The sequence below is a fragment of the Acidiplasma aeolicum genome (genome assembly GCF_001402945.1).
GTDB lineage: Archaea > Thermoplasmatota > Thermoplasmata > Thermoplasmatales > Thermoplasmataceae > Acidiplasma > Acidiplasma aeolicum.
The window spans coordinates 1-18,697 of sequence record NZ_LKBG01000067.1 but is presented as its reverse complement, the minus strand read 5'-3'; the positions used below and the strand labels follow the sequence as shown (position 1 = coordinate 18,697).

At 34.6% G+C, this 18,697-nt stretch carries 16 protein-coding genes, 1 tRNA gene and 1 pseudogene; 10 read left to right on the top strand and 8 right to left on the bottom strand.

The window, feature by feature from the left end; all coding sequences use genetic code 11:
- Positions 1 to 132 precede the first annotated feature (132 nt).
- Positions 133 to 450, top strand: a complete 318-nt coding sequence (locus tag AOG54_RS02285) for a DsrE family protein (protein WP_048102019.1) — start codon at positions 133 to 135, stop codon at positions 448 to 450.
- Between the two features lie 10 nt (positions 451 to 460).
- On the opposite strand, the gene AOG54_RS02280 is transcribed toward AOG54_RS02285, so the two are convergent.
- Positions 461 to 1,861, bottom strand: a complete 1,401-nt coding sequence (locus tag AOG54_RS02280) for an MFS transporter (RefSeq protein WP_048102020.1) — start codon at positions 1,859 to 1,861, stop codon at positions 461 to 463.
- A 348-nt stretch (positions 1,862 to 2,209) separates the two neighbouring features.
- Here AOG54_RS02280 and AOG54_RS02275 point away from each other — a divergent pair, with 348 nt between their 5' ends.
- Complete coding sequence (locus tag AOG54_RS02275) at positions 2,210 to 4,558, top strand: plasma-membrane proton-efflux P-type ATPase (protein ID WP_054963955.1); 2,349 nt, start codon at positions 2,210 to 2,212, stop codon at positions 4,556 to 4,558.
- 5 nt (positions 4,559 to 4,563) lie between these two features.
- Positions 4,564 to 5,067, top strand: coding sequence for a DUF367 family protein (locus tag AOG54_RS02270; protein ID WP_052656816.1), 504 nt, complete (start codon positions 4,564 to 4,566; stop codon positions 5,065 to 5,067).
- On the opposite strand, the gene AOG54_RS02265 is transcribed toward AOG54_RS02270, so the two are convergent.
- From AOG54_RS02265 to AOG54_RS02250, 4 genes are all read right to left on the bottom strand, one after another.
- Positions 5,064 to 6,473 (bottom strand): hypothetical protein, encoded by a 1,410-nt coding sequence (locus AOG54_RS02265; RefSeq protein WP_052656817.1) that lies wholly within the window; start codon positions 6,471 to 6,473, stop codon positions 5,064 to 5,066. The genes AOG54_RS02270 and AOG54_RS02265 overlap by 4 nt on opposite strands.
- Complete coding sequence (locus tag AOG54_RS02260) at positions 6,473 to 7,501, bottom strand: DUF1611 domain-containing protein (RefSeq protein WP_048102022.1); 1,029 nt, start codon at positions 7,499 to 7,501, stop codon at positions 6,473 to 6,475. The genes AOG54_RS02265 and AOG54_RS02260 overlap by 1 nt, the downstream gene beginning before the upstream one ends.
- A 2-nt stretch (positions 7,502 to 7,503) precedes the next feature.
- Positions 7,504 to 8,433 carry a pyridoxal-phosphate dependent enzyme gene (locus AOG54_RS02255; protein ID WP_048102181.1) on the bottom strand — a complete coding sequence of 310 codons (930 nt, stop codon included), beginning with the start codon at positions 8,431 to 8,433 and terminating at the stop codon, positions 7,504 to 7,506.
- A 139-nt stretch (positions 8,434 to 8,572) separates the two neighbouring features.
- A complete protein-coding gene (locus AOG54_RS02250; protein WP_048102023.1) occupies positions 8,573 to 9,343 on the bottom strand; it encodes a D-aminoacyl-tRNA deacylase in 771 nt (256 codons plus the stop codon).
- A gap of 140 nt (positions 9,344 to 9,483) precedes the next feature.
- On the opposite strand from AOG54_RS02250, the gene AOG54_RS02245 reads away from it, so the two are divergent.
- From AOG54_RS02245 to AOG54_RS02225, 5 genes are all read left to right on the top strand, one after another.
- Positions 9,484 to 10,776, top strand: coding sequence for a hypothetical protein (locus AOG54_RS02245; protein WP_048102024.1), 1,293 nt, complete (start codon positions 9,484 to 9,486; stop codon positions 10,774 to 10,776).
- Between the two features lie 61 nt (positions 10,777 to 10,837).
- On the top strand, positions 10,838 to 12,139 hold the full coding sequence (glyA, locus tag AOG54_RS02240) for a serine hydroxymethyltransferase (protein ID WP_048102025.1): 1,302 nt from the start codon (positions 10,838 to 10,840) through the stop codon (positions 12,137 to 12,139).
- A 144-nt stretch (positions 12,140 to 12,283) separates the two neighbouring features.
- Positions 12,284 to 13,738, top strand: coding sequence for a cytochrome ubiquinol oxidase subunit I (locus AOG54_RS02235; protein WP_236689090.1), 1,455 nt, complete (start codon positions 12,284 to 12,286; stop codon positions 13,736 to 13,738).
- A gap of 5 nt (positions 13,739 to 13,743) precedes the next feature.
- Positions 13,744 to 14,820 (top strand): hypothetical protein, encoded by a 1,077-nt coding sequence (locus AOG54_RS02230; RefSeq protein WP_054964293.1) that lies wholly within the window; start codon positions 13,744 to 13,746, stop codon positions 14,818 to 14,820.
- A 49-nt stretch (positions 14,821 to 14,869) separates the two neighbouring features.
- Positions 14,870 to 14,942, top strand: a tRNA-Pro gene (locus AOG54_RS02225).
- Between the two features lie 165 nt (positions 14,943 to 15,107).
- Here the strand turns inward: AOG54_RS02225 and AOG54_RS02220 are convergent.
- Complete coding sequence (locus AOG54_RS02220) at positions 15,108 to 15,317, bottom strand: CDGSH iron-sulfur domain-containing protein (RefSeq protein WP_048102028.1); 210 nt, start codon at positions 15,315 to 15,317, stop codon at positions 15,108 to 15,110.
- Positions 15,318 to 15,399: 82 nt separating this feature from the next.
- Between AOG54_RS02220 and AOG54_RS02215 the strand changes: the two genes are divergently transcribed.
- Positions 15,400 to 16,770, top strand: a complete 1,371-nt coding sequence (locus AOG54_RS02215) for an NAD(P)H-hydrate dehydratase (protein ID WP_054964374.1) — start codon at positions 15,400 to 15,402, stop codon at positions 16,768 to 16,770.
- Positions 16,771 to 16,794: 24 nt separating this feature from the next.
- Positions 16,795 to 17,970 (top strand): AMP-binding protein, encoded by a 1,176-nt coding sequence (locus AOG54_RS02210; protein ID WP_055032352.1) that lies wholly within the window; start codon positions 16,795 to 16,797, stop codon positions 17,968 to 17,970.
- On the opposite strand, the gene AOG54_RS02205 is transcribed toward AOG54_RS02210, so the two are convergent.
- Together AOG54_RS02205 and AOG54_RS02200 are read right to left on the bottom strand one after the other, a co-directional pair.
- Positions 17,942 to 18,418, bottom strand: a complete 477-nt coding sequence (locus tag AOG54_RS02205) for a hypothetical protein (protein ID WP_055032351.1) — start codon at positions 18,416 to 18,418, stop codon at positions 17,942 to 17,944. The two genes, AOG54_RS02210 and AOG54_RS02205, sit on opposite strands and share 29 nt — an antisense overlap.
- A gap of 72 nt (positions 18,419 to 18,490) precedes the next feature.
- A pseudogene (locus AOG54_RS02200) lies at positions 18,491 to 18,697 on the bottom strand (ArsR family transcriptional regulator); the annotation flags it as partial.

Sequence of the window (18,697 nt, the reverse complement as noted above, 5' to 3'; positions counted from 1 at the left end):
GCTAACATTTTTAAAATGATTATTTATTGAAAAAATAAATCATATTTATGATGTTTATATGAAATTAATGCATATTTATGAAATATATTCATATATTAAGAAATTTTAAATAGAATTATCATATTTTGGATTATGAAAATAATACTGTCTGTTGATTCAGAGGATAAAATAGCAATGTCCATAACAGCAGCCGAGCATCTTTCAGAAATGCCAGAAACAGAGCTTGTTGAGGTTGTTTATCTCAATGGTGGAATAGCTGCAGTGGTGGAAAAAAACAGAATAAAACCAATGCTTGAAAATAAAAAGGTGCAGGTTGTTGCATGCGGAACCTCAATGCAAGCAAGAAATATCCAAAAGGATGAACTTGCGGATGGCGTGGTATATGTTCCCGCAAGTTTGAAGGAAATAATAAAAAGAAAACAGGAAGGTTACATGTACCTTGTTTTATAAAAATTAAAAATTAATTTTCTGATACACTTTTATTTTCCTTTGTTTCCTCAATATTTTTTATATTATGGTCATCGGTAATTTCTGTACCCAGTGTTTCAGGACTTAAATACATGCCCACGCCAACAATAACCGCGCCTATCATTAATAGCATGGCAGTTGAAAACCATATGTTTGTTGGTGTGTCTATGGATTTAAAAAGGTAATCGTGCATTAATGGAACATATATTGAGAACCATCCACCTATAAAAATTCCGGATGAATATCCAAAACCTACGCCAGATGATCTCATATTTGTTTGAAATCTCTCAGATAGGTATACAGGGATTATCCCCCATGGCGCCTGTGTTATAAAACCAATGACTAGTACAGATATTACAGTAAGTGGGACATTTCCTGTTTTGGCCCCATAGAATGCGCCATAAAACATTGGCACAGTCACAATTAATGTAAGAACTGCCCATATTAAAGTTAACTTTCTTCTTCCAATCTTCTGTGACACATATCCAAAGAATAATGCACCTGCAAAGGCTGTGCCAAGTGAATATGTATATATTGTATCTGCCTCCCCGTATGTGAAAACACTTGGTGCATGTTCAAGTATTGTGGGAACAAATGCGAATAATGAATATGCAAAGAAGAACATTCCAGTCATGTATATCATTACCTGGAAGAAATCTTTTCTGTGCTCCTTTCTAAACAGATCTGTAAATGGCTGTTTTTTAATTTTATTTTCCTTTTTGAGCTTATTAAATGCAGGAGTATCACTCATTGTTAATCTCACAACAAGGGCAATGACCACCGGAATTAAGGTTGTCAGGAACAGGTATCTCCATGCATATGCCTTTATGGCTGCAATACCAAAATATCCTGTGAAAATAGCCACTATTGCTGCTGCCAGAAGGGCGCCAAAGGAAAATCCACCCTGAACAAGACCGCTAATTATGCCCCTGAATTTATAAGGTGTCCATTCCATTACAAATGGATGGCCGGCAGCGTATTCACCACCTGCAAATGTGCCAACGAAGATCCTTATTATGACAAAAAGAACAAATGATAGTATACCCACACTGGCATAGGTTGGCAGTGCAGATGTAAGTGTGCTGAATAATCCTAGGCCCAGTATGGTTATAATAAGATCCTTTTTCCTTCCTATTTTATCACCAAAATGACCAAAAATGGCCGATCCAAAGGGCCTAAATATAATTGTGAGAGAATATGACAGTATAATTGTGAATGCCCCAAGAAGTGCTGTGGTTGGCGGTAGCAGGACAACGGCAAGAACGGGTGCTGTTGATAAAATCATTGTTAGGTCAAATGCATCCAGCAAAAAACCAAAAAACTGTGATGTTGTGGCCTTTGCTGAATTTTTGCCAAATTTCTCAACTTTGGTGTTATAATTACTATTCTCCATAATAAATGCAATGTTTTATTATTTAAAAATTTATCCCACTTAATTCATTAATAATTTATTAGTTAAGTTAATTTATGAAATGGTTAAATATTAAAAATGTTATTATTTCTGTAAATAATGATATTTTAAATATTAACTACTTTATTTTTTAGTGATTTGATGTTTTATAAAAACAATTAATGTTATTCAAAGATTTTAAGTATGCTTATTTATCAGCGAATATTAAGGATATACAGTTTTATTATATTTTTCAGATATACTTTATTGTTATTAATGATAAAAGCTACATAATTTATTTAATTTCAGGTAAAAATTAAAACTTATATAGTGTGTAATAATTTGTTTTTATTGAAATCAAAATTTGAGGATATGCCTTTGGATAACGTTTATTCTTCGTTAAACTCATCAAAGGATGGTATAACTGAGAATGAGGCCACAAAAAGGATCTCCCTATATGGTTATAACGAGGTTAGTGAAAAAAAGGAGAGTAATATAATTAAATTTCTTAAAAAGTTCTGGAACCCGGTAGCCTGGATGCTTGAAATAACAGTAGTTATAACATTTATTTTAAAGAAATATGATGACATGTACATTATATTATTTCTATTAATTTTTAATTCAATAGTTGGTTACACGCAGGAATCCAGGGCAAATAATGCACTGGAATTATTAAAAAAGAAGCTTTCTGTTAAGGCCGTGGTTTTAAGGGACAGGTCATGGAAGGTGATAAACTCATCACTCCTGGTGCCTGGTGATGTTGTTCATATAAAGCTTGGTGATGTTGTTCCAGCCGATGCGAAAATAATAAATGGTAATGTTGAAGTGGATCAGTCCGCATTAACAGGCGAATCGCTTGCAGTTGAAAGAAAGAGCCCGGATCTTATATATTCCAGTTCAATAGTAAGGCGTGGAGAATGCGATGCGATAATTGTCGCAACAGGTGAAAATACATTTTTCGGAAAAACTGCACAGCTGGTCAGAACAGCCAAGGCCGCATCCCACATGGAAAATTTAATAATGAGAATAGTGAGATATCTAATAATAGTTGATGTTTCCCTTGTTATTATTCTTGCAGCATATTCAATACTTATAAATATAAGCCTCTCAGATGTTCTACCATTTATACTTGTAATTCTAATAGCCTCCGTGCCTGTGGCACTGCCAGCAACATTCACCATAGCCATGGCAATAGGTGCCCTTGAGGCATCTGAGACCGGAGCACTTGTAACAAGGTTGAATGCAATAGAGGATGCCGCATCTATGACAACATTATATATGGATAAAACTGGGACAATAACAAAGAATATACTTTCTGTTGCAGAGGTAATACCTGTAAACGATGATGAGAATAGTATATTATATTATGCTGCCATGGCATCAGAGGAAAGCAGTGATGATCCAATAGATTCAGCAGTGCTAAAGTATGCAAATGATAAAAACATAAAGGTTGATTTTTCACTTAGGGATGGCTTCACACCCTTTGACCCTTCCACAAAAATGACATCTGGTCATTTAACAAATGGCATAAATGTTGCAAAGGGGGCGCCACAGGAAATATGCAAACTTGCTGGTGTTGATTATTCCACCATAGAGGAAAAAGTTGATAAGGAGGCTGAAAGGGGATTTAGAATGCTCGGTGTTGCATCTGGCACGTCAGGTAAATACAGGCTCTCTGGATTGCTGGCCATCTATGACGCCCCCAGAGAGGATTCAAAGCAGCTTATATCTGAACTGTATTCAATGGGCATCACACCAAGAATGGTTACTGGTGATAATGGACCAATTGCGGTGGAAATAGCAAAGGAGGTGGGAATAAAAGGTGACCTCTGCAAGAATAGCACCATAAAATCTGAAAATGACATACTAAAATGTGGAATTGTTGCCGAGGTATTTCCTGAGGATAAATATAACATAGTAAAGCTTACACAAAAGGCTGGTGAAATAACCGGCATGACCGGTGATGGTGTAAATGATGCCCCGGCATTAAAACAGGCTGATGTTGGAATTGCGGTAAGCACTGCCACAGATGTTGCGAAGGCGTCAGCCAGCATAGTTCTTACGCATGAGGGGATAGAGGATATAGTAAAATCAGTGAAAATAGGAAGAAAAATATATCAGAGAATGCTAACATATACTCTTAATAAGATCATAAAAACAATGCAGGTTGTAATATTTTTAACATTATCGTTTTTTGTGATTAAATATTTTGTAACAACCCCATTCGATGTTATACTCCTTCTTTTTGCCAATGATTTTGTTACAATGTCACTTGCCACAGATAATGTGAGATACTCAATGCACCCAGAAAAATGGAACGTAAAATCACTTGTTTACAGTTCCATTAGTCTGGCATTTGCAGTAATACTTGAAGGTTTTATAGCACTTTATATAGGTACCTATTTTCATTTAACACACAGTGAGATGCATACATTTATATTTGATATGCTTGTTTTTTCCGGCCAGTTTACTGTATTTGCCATAAGGGAGAGGAAAAGGTTCTGGAATTCTATGCCATCAAAATACCTTTTAACAGCATCAATTGCTGATTTTCTGTTCATATCATTAATATCATACTATGGTATACTTGTAACAGCAATTCCTGCTGTTTTTATAGTATATGATATAATACTGGGATTTGCATTTTTATTCATTATGGATACTGTTAAAAATATGGTATTTAGAAGATTTGGGCTTTAAAAGTGATGATCTTGCAGAATAGAATATATTATGTATATTTAAAACAGGATGACCCAAAAAAATCCACAATGAAAAAACTGGAGCATTATGGTCTTGCCATTAAAATACGGGCTAATATGATAGGAAAAAAGCTGGTTTTAACCCCGTATTCTGATACATATCTTTTAAATTCTGACTCTTTTATTTACACAAATTATGGCATTTGCCTTATAGATGGTTCATGGAATTTAATAGATACAATAAAAAATTTAAGGGTAAAAAACGCAAGAAGGCTTCCACTTCTCTTACCTGTAAATCCAGTTAATTATGGAAAGCCGGGAAAATTATCATCACTGGAGGCTCTTGCAGCCTCTCTTTATATCATGGGATATCCTGATGCCGCATTTGAGGTTCTGTCAAAGTACTCATGGGCACAGAATTTCATAATAATTAATATGGAACCGCTGGAGGAATATAAAAAATGCAAGAATAATGAGGAATGCAGGGATGCCGAAAAATTATTTTTTTAAGTTTTTACCCATGTGCCGTTTTTAAGAGTATATGTTCCATCAGAGTATTTATTAATTATATTTATTATATTATCCCTAAAGTTTTCAGGAACCAGAGAAAACATGGTTTTTTCATATGGAAGTATGTGAATCCCGTTGACATGGCCGTAATCATTTGGATTTCCATTAATAAAACCAAGTTTTGTTTCAGTATATTTAAGTTCATCAGGGTCAAGCCTCATTTTTGCCCTTAAAACCCTCCTCTCAAGCAATCTAATGTCATCGTCTGAATATAATATTTCCTTCGGATTCCCGCCATTAGCCTCGATAAAAAGTAAAATGCCAAGACATTTTGAGCATTTCCCACATGGATATATTAAACCATTTTTTTCATGGCATGAGTGACATGACCTCTGATTTAAGTATAAATCATGATACCGGCCTATCAGAATTTTTTCTTCAAGAGATCCGGTAATTGGGTAAACTATTGAATAAACTCTTGTATTTATTCCCTTATTTCTCAGGTATTCTGACATCATTTCATTAAAATATGAGGTCTGATCGAATATGCCATAATAGTATTCAATACCATGGAATTTCCCCATTTCTCTGGGGTCATCAAATTCATCACCCATGATGATGTTACCAATTTTATATTTTAAAATCAATGGTAATGTCAAAAATATATAAATTGGGAAAATAAAGACCTGTATTGGATAATCATCAGCCTTTATGTTGATCATATCCTGCCTTAGTATTTTAATATGCCTTAACATTTCATGGTAAAATCTATCAACGTTCGACCATGTTTTTATTACATTTTTAAAATTTTTTTCATAATAATCAAATGCTGTTTTTGCTGTTAACCAGTGGGCGCCTGATTCCTCAAAAAAGAATGCGTAATTTTTGCCATTAGCATTTATTTCATTAAAAATACCGTAACCAAGAAGGCTCTCCTTGCCACCAGAGGACATTATTAAAACATTATTTTGGTCCATCTCATCATAAGATTTATCGTCTATTATTTGACTGGCAGTAACTTCAGTTATGCCGCATGCATTTTCCTCTGTAATATCATTATCCTTTGGTATATATTCTTCCTTAATGAAATCATATCTTCTGTTAATTATTTTATTAATGAAAACCTCCCTTGCGTTTATTTCTACAAAATTTTTAATCAAATTTAGGTCTGTTTTTGACAATGGATAATTTAATACAAGCCTCCTTGAAAAATATGTAAAATTAATTACAGGCATTGTAACTATAAGACCGGCAATATTTTTATCAGCTGTAATATCCTCCTTAAATGTAAAAATTAGCTTAAAGTGATTATCATCATATTTTATATCACCAATAATTCTGCGTTTTTCAATGGATAAAACACTAACCTCGATGCTATTAAAAGAGATAATATTATCAATAAACATTACATATCAGCTATTACGTCTGCAATTCTTTCGAACTCCTCTAATGGATCAAAAACAGGTATTCCAAATTTTCTATCAAGCCTCTGCTTTTCATCAGCTATTTCAGATTTTGTCATTTCCTCGGTGTTCAGTGCTATGGCAATAACCCGCCTGTCTGAAACAAGTTCCAGCACCTTTATATATTTTTCCAGCGGTGGTATTGTATATTCAGGAAAACCGTCATAAAATTTTCTTTTGGGGGCGTGCTGCAGTATAATTGCATCTGGCCTTAAAGCGCCTATAATTTCGAAGCCACCGGGATATGCAGGATGAAGTATAGATCCCTGACCCTCCAGAAACATGTATTCTGGTTTTTCCTCAGTCCATGCCTTGTATGCTATATACTCAAGTGAACCGGCAACAAAATCATTTATTATTGAATCCATAACAACAGTATAGGGAAATCCCTGCATCCATGATGTCTGACCTGTGCCAATAAGCTCAGATTTTTTTCCATGCTTAATCATTGCATTATTTAAATATACTGCTGTTGTTCTTTTACCAATGGCGCTATCTGTGCCAAGGACTGCTATTTTTTTTGATTTAACCTCATCTATTTTCCCTGTAAATGAGTATTCATATTTGTTAAATATCTTTCTTACATCTGTTATATAGACTCCATGCTTTAGTGCAAGCTCCGAGAATTCTGGGTCATCACTTATATACTGATGCAGACCGCTTACAATATTCATGCCAGATTCAATTGCCTCCCTTATATATGGTCTGTATTCCAGTGGAAGGTATCCTCCATCTGTTGCAACACCAACTATTAATGTTTCAGACCCGAGTGCTCTTGCCTCGGCAATTGATGATATTACCTTGATGTTGTTTGGCTTACCCATTAAAACGTAACCAGCATCCATGCCGTAATACCTTGAATCTATTACTGATGTGATCTGGTACCTCTTTGTAAACCTTACAAGACCATTTGCTGTTTTACCGTAAGTGGTGGCAAAATAACCCTCCGATAATACCGATGCCTTTTCCATTTTTAATTCCTCCCCGTAAGAAGTATAACACATGTTTCGTCCCTAACAACCCTTAGAGCCCCTGATACGGCAGAGCATGAGGCGGGAAGCACGGATAAACGATCAAGTCTTTCAAGCTCTTTTGATATATATAACATCTCCTCATCTGTTGAATAAAGGGCCCTGCCATGTGTTTCATATAAAACATTAAGGGCCTTCTGACCATCATATGACCTGTAGGCAACAAGGGGTTCATTTATCTTTGTTTCCTGAATATTATCTGGATTTAATTCCCTTATTTTTTTATAACCCCTTAAAAATGAATATATGATTGGGTTGCCATTGATTGTGCTATTGGCTATAAATGATGGAATTTTTTCTCCTGTTTTCATTGATATTCTCTTAAAACCAAGGTAGACACCGTACATTGTTGTTCCATTGCCAACAGGCACTGAAACGTATTCCGGCATTCTTCCAAGCTCATTATATATCTCCTCAGAGATTGCGGAATATGAATAATAATCAAGCTTTGAGTTGGCTGAACCGGGGCTTGCATCATACCATCCATTTGAGGCCGATAGCTCCCTGATATAATCCACCATTTCCTCATATTTCACAGGCTTTTCAATTATTTCTCCACCATAGTATGATATTTCATCCCTTCTTGCGCTAATATAATCTGAGGGTATTCCTATAACGGAGTGAAGGCCGTATTTTCTTGCATAATATGCTATGGATGCGCCATAATTACCACATGTTGCAACAGATATTGTATCATATCCGTGTGCAATTGCATTTTTTACATGGTTTTCGGAAATACGATCCTTCTGTGTACCTGTGGGATTATAACCCTCATATTTAAAATAAATATTCTCCCTTTTTAAAAAATTACCAAGATCAGAGTCTTTTATTAATGGCCTACCTGGAGGCTTTTCCTCCATATCTATTTCCATTTTTTTCACTTGTTAAACAATTTAATAATTTATAATATATAAATTTTTACCATTTAAATATAATTTCAGCCCCTGCATTTATAATATAAGGTTAAAAATAATAGTTTTTAATAATTCAAATACCAATTATTTTTAAAAATTAATCCCTTATTATTTCAAGGGAATATCTGTCTGCAACATCCTCAATCATTGATTTTACCCTTGCCTTTGTACCGTGTGAATCCATTAGAAAACCAGAGCATAATGGTGTTTTAATCACTGCATTTTCAATTTCTTCTAAACTAACAGTATCATGAACATATTTTGGTATTATATGCCCTATGTTTATGTCATTTTTAAAAAAGTATTCACTTATCTTTGGTGCGTAGTGACCACCACCAACACCAACGAAATTCTTATATTTTTTAATTTTCGGATTTATTATGGAACTTACCATTATTTCCTGTATGTTTTCCTGTGACCATTCTGATTCTGTTGTTCCTATTTCAATAAAGAATGATGGCTTTTCAAGATATGGCCCATGATGTGTTGCCTCAAAGGTTACCTCAAAATGATTATCATTATAGTTATTTTTAATATACCTCAGGCTGGCACTCATGTATTCGGGATCAGACATTACTATAATATTGCTTTTTCCACCAAGCGCTGCCTCTCTAAAATTTCCAATTGGGTGAACTGTTAATGATTTAACCCCAGCGCTGGATGAATGTTTAGATAGAAATATGACAGTACTAACATTGTCATGTATCGTTAAATTAGAGTAAATATGGAGTTCTTTAATAAACATTAATGTATAATCACCATACTTATATTCTGATTCACCAGTTCTTTCAAAAGGAAAAATCTCAAGCAATTTTTTAGCCATGGCAGTGCTTGCCCCGTCCTGTTCAGATGCAATTATTAAGATCATTTCAATGGTAATTACCTCAAATTATAAGTTATTTTGTAAGTTTTGAGAAATATTGTATAATTATAAATATATTTTAATTAATAATTTAGTGAAATAAGCATATAATAAACTTTTAATAAGTAATTTAGTTATTTAAACTTATGAAGATTAAGATAATAATAGCCACAATACTTGTAGCGTTTATGCTTTTAGGTGTTATGTCCGCCCTGCCTGCCGTTCAGGGAAATGTTAACAGCATGTATCCTTCCATGGGAATGGGATTTTCTGGTGAAATTAACAACCATTTCCATAGCCGGGGGAATTATGGTGCAAGCCTAAATTATAGTACGATCAACAATACAGTATATGGACAGTATTTAAAATTGAATTATAAAAATGGATATTTCTCAAATATAACATACAATCCAACAGGAACCATGATAATTAGCAACATGTATGCAAATTCATCAGGTTCTGTAAGTCATATTTATACTCCTTTATTTACATCAGATGACAACATACACACTCTTGGCAGTCTTATGATTTATTACAATTATTCTACTTTTATAGTAATGCACAACAATCCTGCGCTAGAGAGCAATATAATGATTAATGGTACATATTTCCATATAAATGCCCCATCCAGTGCCAAAATTTACAATACAACAAACAATATGCAGGTTAGTGCATCGGCAAATGCCTCTTTAAATGCACAGGCCAATAGCACGGTATTTGGAAACGCTTCAATGTCTGTTAATGTTATGGCCAACTTTAATCATGTAATAAATGCAGGAAAAAATATGATAATAATAGATAACAACGGAACAGTAGCATTCATATTTGTGCATAATGGAAATTTCGTAATCAGTGGTCAGAATATAACCATAATGCCAGTAAATGGCACGGCTTTTATTAATATTGTTGTTCCACCCGGAATGCAGAAGGTACCGGTAAATACAACATTAACCAGTGCAATTTTAAAGGGTAAAATAGCGTCTGAAATAGCCCTGGAAAGGGTTAATGGCACACTGGAAAACAACACAGTGAACTATAACTCGTCAATAAACTTTAAATTTGACAAAAATACGACAAGCAACGCTGTTTTTGATGTTAACTCAACAGTAAACCATTCAACAATTGTGGCCATATTTATTAGTAACAGTGTGTTAAAGGACAACGGGCATGCCTATGTTAAATTTGATGGCAGCGTTGCAAAGGAGGTAAATGTATCAACCCTGCTAAATGAAACAAGCACAACAACGCCCTATTATTCATATGTTAATACAAGTTCGGGAATGTTCATTATGCTTTATGTACCACATTTTTCAAACCATGTGATTGAGGTCTCAAATGTGCCATTTACCAGTTATACAATGTACTACATAATAATAGGTGTGATAGTTATAATTGCAATAATCGGCTCTGTGATATATATTGAGAGAAGAAAAAAATAAAATAAATTTATTTTTTATATAAAACTAAAATTAGATATACTTTTTAATGTTGTCTATTTTAATGGTAAACAGAGAGGATGAATTTTTAGAGGATGCCTTGTATATTAGACAGCTTGCCCAGAAACATAACAAATTTTTTGAGGAGAGTATTCCTCTTATTGCTTCTGAAAATATAATGAGCCCAATGGCCATGGAGATGCTTTTAACTGATTTCGGCTTTAGATATGCAGAGGGATTGCCACATAAGAGGTACTATCAGGGAAATTATTACGTTGACCAGCTTGAGGATAGGGTAATGGATCTCGGCAGGGAATTATTTAAATCCAAATATGTTGACCCCAGGCCATTATCTGGAACAAATTCCAACATGGCTGTGCTATATGCATTTACAAAACCTGGAGATCTAATCGCCACGCCATCACTTTCTGGAGGGGGACACATAAGCTCTGCCTCATTTGGTGCTGTTGGTTTTAGGGGACTTAAAACAGTAAATTATCCCTTTGATATAGATGAAATGAATATAGATGTGGATGGCACAATAAAACTTTTGAAACAGAATAAGCCTAAGGTATGCTGGTTTGGACAGTCAGTATTCCTGTTTCCAACACCATTAAAGGAATTAAATGATGTTTTTAATGAAATTGGTGCAACCGTGGTTTATGATGGTGCACATGTCCTTGGATTAATAGCGGGAAAGCAGTTTCAGGATCCATTAAGAGAGGGGGCCGAAATTATAACAGGAAGCACGCATAAAACACTGCCTGGACCGCAGCATGGCATAATTATTGGTGAAACCAGTGAGGATAAATGGAAGAAGGTACAGCGTGGCGTCTTTCCTGGAACATTAAGCAATCATCACATTAATGCAATGGCTGCCCTTGGCATAACCCTTGCGGAACATTTACAATTTGGTGAGGACTATGCAAAACAGATAATTAAAAATGCCCAGCTTCTTGGAGAGGAACTAAATAAATATGGTTTTAAGGTTCTTGGTGAAAAAAATGGATTTACAAAATCCCACACGCTCGCTGTGGATGTATCTGCACAGGGTGGTGGAAAGTATGTTGCTGAAACCCTTGAAAAGGCAGGCATAATACTTAATAAGAACCTATTACCCTATGATGATAATAAAAAATCACAGAATCCAAGCGGAATAAGAATAGGCACCCAGGAAATAACCAGAATAGGATTCAAGGAGGATGATGTGAAACATCTTGCTGAATTAATCAATGATATAATAATGAAAAACAAAAATATTGAAAAAATGAAATCTGAAGTGGCTGAATTCAAGTCAAAATTCACGGAAATACAGTACTGCTTTGGAAAATTTAGACCTTATCAGTACATAAATATATACAAATAATTTTCTTAATTTATGAATTTATAATCATAAATTGATATATTATATATATATTATGACGATTTAGGTAAAAAATAAGTTTAAATATGATTTTGTTATATAATACTGATTAATATGATAATTTCTTATCCGAATTGGGATGCTGCTATGTTTGCGTATACAATTTCAGCCCATATACTGCTTGTATCATTGAGTATGGGCCTTGCCATAACAGTTACCATAGCCGAATTCCTTGCGCTAAGAAAAAAGGACAAGTATTACGATACACTTGCATATAAATTATCAAAGGCACTGGTGATATTCTTTGCAGTAGGTACTGCGTCCGGTACGGTTATGGCCATGGAACTGTTCCTGTTCTGGCCAACCTTCATGAGGCTTGTTGGCGAGGTTTCTATGGGGCCATTTTATGTCGAGGTATTCTCGTTCCTTCTTGAGGCAATTGCACTGCCAATGTACGTTTATTTCTGGAAGGACTTTAAAAACAGATGGGAACACTGGGGGTTATCGCTGGCAGTTACAATAGGAACCTATCTTTCAGCGTTTACGGTCACAGAAATAAATGCGTGGATGAATACACCCAATGGGTTTAACATATCTGAGTATCTTGCATCAGGTGGCAAGGTAATTACTGGAGTTAACCCATTTCAGCCATTCTTAACAGTATCAACGGCAGCAGAGGAGCTTCACATGTCAGGTGCAGTATACTATGCAGGAATTGCAATGATCTTTGGATATCTTGTTTATAAATACATGAAAACCACAAATGCGTCTGAGAAAATGATATACAGAAGGGGAATAAATATAACAGCAGTATTTATGATACTTGATATAATATATCTTGGTATAACCGGATCTAATGAGCTTTCAACACTGCTTGTCATAGAGCCAATTAAATATGCAGCACTTGAACAGGATCTGGTTCCCACAACGTATGGAGCGCCTGAACATATATTTGGTATACTTATAAACCACCATCCTGCATATTATGTTAACCTCCCGCTTGCCCAGTCACTTCTTGCTTATCCATTTACCTTTGGTCACGGATACATTCCGGGACTTATAAACCTAACAACCTATCATGGTGTAACCGATTATGCTGTATGGCCACCATCATTCGTCCATGATACACTTGACCTTATGGTTGGCTTTGGAGTATTAATGGGCTTCTTCTGGTTATATGTCGTTGTTCAGTATTTCAGGAAGAAGGATCCATTAAGCCAGAAGCACACATTAATTGGAGGCCTTGTGGTTGCTGTGATGGGAGTGTTTACAATGGAGGATGGATGGTACACAGCAGAGGTTGGCAGGGTTCCATTCATTATTAAATCACCAACACCGGGTGGAATACTTGTTAACGGCCATATGTATTATGGTGTAATGACCATTGCACAGGCTGCATCAACATCGCCCATAGTGTTTCCTCTGGGTATTGCCATCATAGCGTTTTACATAATAATATTCCCGATAACCTTTTACTACGCCGCAAAGGTAATGAAACTCTCAAATGTTGAGGAGGATCTAAAGCTCGGAGAGGAGGACATAATAAAGGAAGAGGAAAGGAAGAACAAAGGGTCTACCGGCACCAAGGCTGGAATGAGGTGATTAAAATGGATTACTTATTTTCTATACATTTTGATGTTTTATTTCTTATTGTTGCGGTTGCTTCCATGGTAACAATGTTTGGAACAGAATTGATGGCTGTTGTTCCTGTAATAACCGGTTTAAAGAATGACAAGGTAAGATTAAATGTGCTTTCATACATTGTCCCGGTTTGGGAGGTTGTTGGTACATTCTTTGTGCTTTGGCTTGTTGACATGGAAAATGTTATACCTGTTTTAATGCCGGCCATGGCATATTCATTATTCCCGTTATTCGCAATATTTATCTTCTTCCTCGTTGCGAGAAATGCTTTTATTATATATGCCGAGTTCATGTGGCATGGCAATAAATACTTCGATGAGAGAAAGCTATACATAATATACGGCGTTGCGACCTTCATAATGGGACTCATGGCATTTTCAATTCTTGCAGCAATCACAAGTGGATATGGAATGTACCTTTATGGATACGGAAAATATTCAAGCATTGGTTACTCAAGCAGCTATACCAACTTTGTGAAATTATATTCACATGCAGATGTAATTGGATTTATAATCGGTGGACTAATACTTGCCAATGGAATAAGCAGGGTATTTTACAGACTTTCCGATATAAACAAACCCTTTGAAAGGGTTTTACCATTAATACTTGTCATAGTTGGTCTTGCAATATTTATGCCATCCTATTATTTCCTGTCACTAAAGGATTACATGGTAAACTCAGATTTCATAATAATACCCATAATTCTTGCATTAATAATACCAATTCTTTATATGTTTAAGTCAACAACATATCTAGCCTCCTATAAACCTTTTGTAATTCTTTTAAGCATAATATCTGTTGCCTTCCTGGAACTCAGGGTTTATCCATATGTATTTGGATACTCCAATAATCCAGCATTCATTCCTGATGTATTGACAGACTCTGCAATGCAGTACCTTGCTTTAATTATATCCGTGGTGGGCGGTACATGGCTGGTATTAATGATGATATACTACGGATATGTATCAAATCACAGAATGGCAAAAATCATACCACCAAGGGAGACACAGAGAGATAAAACAGCAAACACAACAAAAAACTAAATTTTTAGTAATATAAATTATTATATACCTTTTTTAAATTATGTTCTTAGGGGCTGTGGGGTAGCTTGGTATCCTACGGGCTTTGGGAGCCTGAGACTCCGATTCAAATTCGGACAGCCCCATTTCCGCAATGATGAAAATTACCAGTAAATGATTTATGATTAATGACGGGCAAGCTGAGCGGTTTTATAATAATTTTTATGGCAGGTATCTTGTTAAGTTTATTAAGAATAATTAAATATAAAACTATTAACATTGATTAAATAATGATTAAAAATTAAATTAATTTAGGGATTATCATAAAATGAGTTTACCTCAACACGATTGCCGTTTTTGTCGTATAAGAATATTCCCTGTCCCTCATCCACTGTTTTCATGTGGTGACCATCGCAGTATGGTTTGTTGTCTGATAAGCCGCATCCGCATATATGCACCTCCTTGTCGCCAACCTTAACAACATATGGCCTGTTTCTTTCATGCAGTACTATTCTTGACATAATTATAATATCAAAATCTATTATTAAAACATATTGTTTAAATCCGCGGTTAATATTAAGTACTCAAAAATAATTATTTTATATGGATTATATTGAGGCAAAAAGGGATGATTTAAATTACTCAAAAACTTACGGCGATACATACAATTTAATGATAAATGCAGGAAGGGCGGTGGCAAAATTCGTTTCATCAAAATTTAAACAGCATTCAAAGGTCTTAATTGTATGTGGAACAGGAAACAATGCGGGTGATGGTATTATGGCATCCAGTTTTTTAAACTGTATGGACGTTAAAATTCAGTTTATTAAAGAACCATTTGATCTTAAAACATATGAGGCAAGGAGGGCATTTAATGAGAATAATCAAAAATATTTTACCATAGAGGATCTGGATAAAAATATACAGGAATCTGAAATAATAATAGATGCAATTTTTGGTATAGGCATTAATGGCTCACCAAGGGAGCCATACAGTTCTGTAATATCCAAAATTAATTCAAGTGGTAAGATAATTGTATCGGTTGATGTGCCGTCAGGTTTCCCATATCCCGGATCTGTAAAGCCAGATTACACAGTTACATTTACAGGTATTAAGGATGGCATGACCAGTGAAACGTGTGGAGAAATAATTGTATCAGATATAGGCATTCCTGAAAACGTAATAAAGTACTCCGGGCCAGGTGATTTATTATATTTACCAAAACCATTGCCAGATTCCCATAAGGGCATGAATGGCAGGATTGCATTGATATCAGGATTCACATATTCAGGTTCAGCCATTATAGCGGCCAGGGCGGCATATAACACCGGGGTGGATCTGGTCAGGGTTTATACATCACAGAATAATTACAATATAATTTCTTCCTATTCGGCAGGTTTAATTGTAAGAACATTTAATGATCTTGATAATGATGACATTAATCAGAACGATGCCATACTAATTGGTCCTGGCCTTGGTTTAAGTCCGGGATACAGGGATATCCTTATAAATATTATTAAAAAATATAATGGAATAATAATAGCAGATGCAGATGCATTAAAACTTTTAAGCCCCGGGCATCTTGAGGGTAAAAAATGTGCAGTTACACCACATGCTGGAGAATTCAAAATGTTTTATGGGGTTGATGCAACAGAGGAGAATGCAGTTAAAATGTCAAAGAAATATGGTATCATTACTGTATTAAAGGGCAAGGTGGATATAATTACAGATGGGGATAACATATTTTATACATCTGGTGGAAATGCAAGGATGACAATGGGTGGAACCGGCGATATGCTGGCAGGACTAATAGCCGGTATGGCTGCAAAGCATATTAATCTGATAAGGGCATGCATGATTGGCACTTATATAAATAAGGAGGCTGCAAGAATATGCTATGATGATCTGGGCTATTATTATTCAATAGATGACATGATTAATAAAATACCCTATGTTATAAATAATAAGATTTAAAAGTGGATTATACATATATTTTTAATGTTAAATTTCCTGAAGGGGCCCTTAAAGGTACCAGAAATATCTATATGCGAGCTTTTTGAAAGAAATGCAGGTGTAAATAAAAGCCAGCCCTTTATGATATTTAGGGGAAAATTCATAACATACTTCAAATTTAGCAAGTACATAAATTCAATGGCCTATGAGTTAAAAGCTCACGGCGCATATCAAAATATAGTGGCAGTTGCAATAGAAAATCCACCAGAATTCCTGATATCTGTACTTGCTGCCATGAAGGCTGGTAATTCGGTTATGATATTTAATGAGGATAATTTAAACAACGAGGAATTGTTTTACTCCACTGTTAACAAAATGAACATAAAAACAGTTATTATTTGCAGTAAATATATAAAAAAAATAAAAATTCATGATGATTTAACATATATAGTTTCAGATGCAGGTTATTTTCTAACAACCGGAAAATCCCTTATAAATTCTTTAAAATCAAGAAATAGAATAAAATATGTTAAAAATATACTAAGCCTTGGGGATTTTATATATTCTGATAATTCCATTAATGAATACGCCAATAATCCTAATGTAAAGGTTATTTTTACGGATGGTGAGAATATATTCGCATTCGATGATAATGACATAACCTCTGAAACAATAATAATCAACTACTGGATGCCAAAGATAGACAGGAGGCCATATTTTTATTCTACAATGCCAGTTAACACACCACTTGGATTTTTATATGGAATTATGATCCCATTATCATTTTCTGGCACCTCCCTATATGGAGATTTAAAATTATTAAAAAAAATTGATGTGGATTTCTTAATATTAGATGGTATAGATCCCATAAATAACATGGGCATGGCATCCTATTTAGATGATATTAGATATTTTATTTCCCCAAATTACGATGAAAAACTGTATGAAAAAATATTAAAGGAATTTAAAAAGGGGTTAATATCAGGTTATTCAAGTAATTTATTGCTAACCACGCATTTAAATCCCTTTACTGACATAAGGCCAGGTTCCATGGGAATGATTTTAAACAACATTAATTATAAAATTGATGATGACCATATAATGTACATAAATTCTCCAATGGCGGCAGGTATATTTAACGGCAAGGAATTTATTAAACAGGAATGGTACAGTACTTATAGGATGGTAAAAATTATTGATGATTACTTTTATCCTCTATAAATTTTTTATTAAAAATAAAGAGAAGCCTGCCAAATAAAAGCGCTGTGAAAAAATTTGCTACAGCATAGGCAATATAATAGTATAATGCTATTATTATACCCGTTCCCAGTTCATATGCAGGCAGTATCAGAAATACAAAAAACCACAGAATTAAGACCAGAAAATTTGTTTTTGAAATCATATCCTTACCGGGCACACGTTTATAATACTTAAGTAGCAGTATGGAAAAAATTATACCAAAAACTATCCCTATAATAAATAATGATCTTATTTGACCATCTATCAATTCAGTAAGGAATATTGAATAGTATGCAGGTTTAATTCCAAAGGCATCCACGATTTCATCTATAAATACTATTATAATTGCAAAATTAACTATTGAACTTATAATAAAATAGATAAAACCTGATATAAGACCGTTTTTAATTCCTGATGTTACACTCCCCATAAAAACAGATGACAAATACACACATAACGTTTTCCAAATTCAATATAAAAATATTTAAATTTAAAATTTTATTTATTTCTGAAAGGTTTTTAACTGGTTTATTGTATTGTTTATTTCCTCTATTTTCTTTTCACGGTCGTTGATTATCTCTTCCAGTATTTCATTGAAATCCTTGGAAAGTTTGTAACCATGTATTGGTCTTCCCTTGCCCTCCTTTTTCATATTCCTTTTTACTATCCAGCCCTTTCTCCTGAGCCACTGCATGGCTATGGAAACCTC

What these genes read in the sequence shown, in the direction of transcription:
- AOG54_RS02285 (WP_048102019.1), top strand. Translation starts at nt 133, where the DNA reads ATGAAAATAATACTGTCTGTTGATTCAGAGGATAAAATAGCAATGTCC.
- AOG54_RS02280 (WP_048102020.1), bottom strand. Translation starts at nt 1,861, where the DNA reads ATGGAGAATAGTAATTATAACACCAAAGTTGAGAAATTTGGCAAAAAT.
- AOG54_RS02270 (WP_052656816.1), top strand. Translation starts at nt 4,564, where the DNA reads ATGATCTTGCAGAATAGAATATATTATGTATATTTAAAACAGGATGAC.
- AOG54_RS02265 (WP_052656817.1), bottom strand. Translation starts at nt 6,473, where the DNA reads ATGTTTATTGATAATATTATCTCTTTTAATAGCATCGAGGTTAGTGTT.
- AOG54_RS02260 (WP_048102022.1), bottom strand. Translation starts at nt 7,501, where the DNA reads ATGGAAAAGGCATCGGTATTATCGGAGGGTTATTTTGCCACCACTTAC.
- AOG54_RS02255 (WP_048102181.1), bottom strand. Translation starts at nt 8,433, where the DNA reads ATGGAAATAGATATGGAGGAAAAGCCTCCAGGTAGGCCATTAATAAAA.
- AOG54_RS02250 (WP_048102023.1), bottom strand. Translation starts at nt 9,343, where the DNA reads ATGATCTTAATAATTGCATCTGAACAGGACGGGGCAAGCACTGCCATG.
- AOG54_RS02245 (WP_048102024.1), top strand. Translation starts at nt 9,484, where the DNA reads ATGAAGATTAAGATAATAATAGCCACAATACTTGTAGCGTTTATGCTT.
- glyA (WP_048102025.1), top strand. Translation starts at nt 10,838, where the DNA reads ATGGTAAACAGAGAGGATGAATTTTTAGAGGATGCCTTGTATATTAGA.
- AOG54_RS02235 (WP_236689090.1), top strand. Translation starts at nt 12,284, where the DNA reads ATGTTTGCGTATACAATTTCAGCCCATATACTGCTTGTATCATTGAGT.
- AOG54_RS02230 (WP_054964293.1), top strand. Translation starts at nt 13,744, where the DNA reads ATGGATTACTTATTTTCTATACATTTTGATGTTTTATTTCTTATTGTT.
- AOG54_RS02220 (WP_048102028.1), bottom strand. Translation starts at nt 15,317, where the DNA reads ATGTCAAGAATAGTACTGCATGAAAGAAACAGGCCATATGTTGTTAAG.
- AOG54_RS02215 (WP_054964374.1), top strand. Translation starts at nt 15,400, where the DNA reads ATGGATTATATTGAGGCAAAAAGGGATGATTTAAATTACTCAAAAACT.
- AOG54_RS02210 (WP_055032352.1), top strand. Translation starts at nt 16,795, where the DNA reads ATGTTAAATTTCCTGAAGGGGCCCTTAAAGGTACCAGAAATATCTATA.
- AOG54_RS02205 (WP_055032351.1), bottom strand. Translation starts at nt 18,418, where the DNA reads ATGGGGAGTGTAACATCAGGAATTAAAAACGGTCTTATATCAGGTTTT.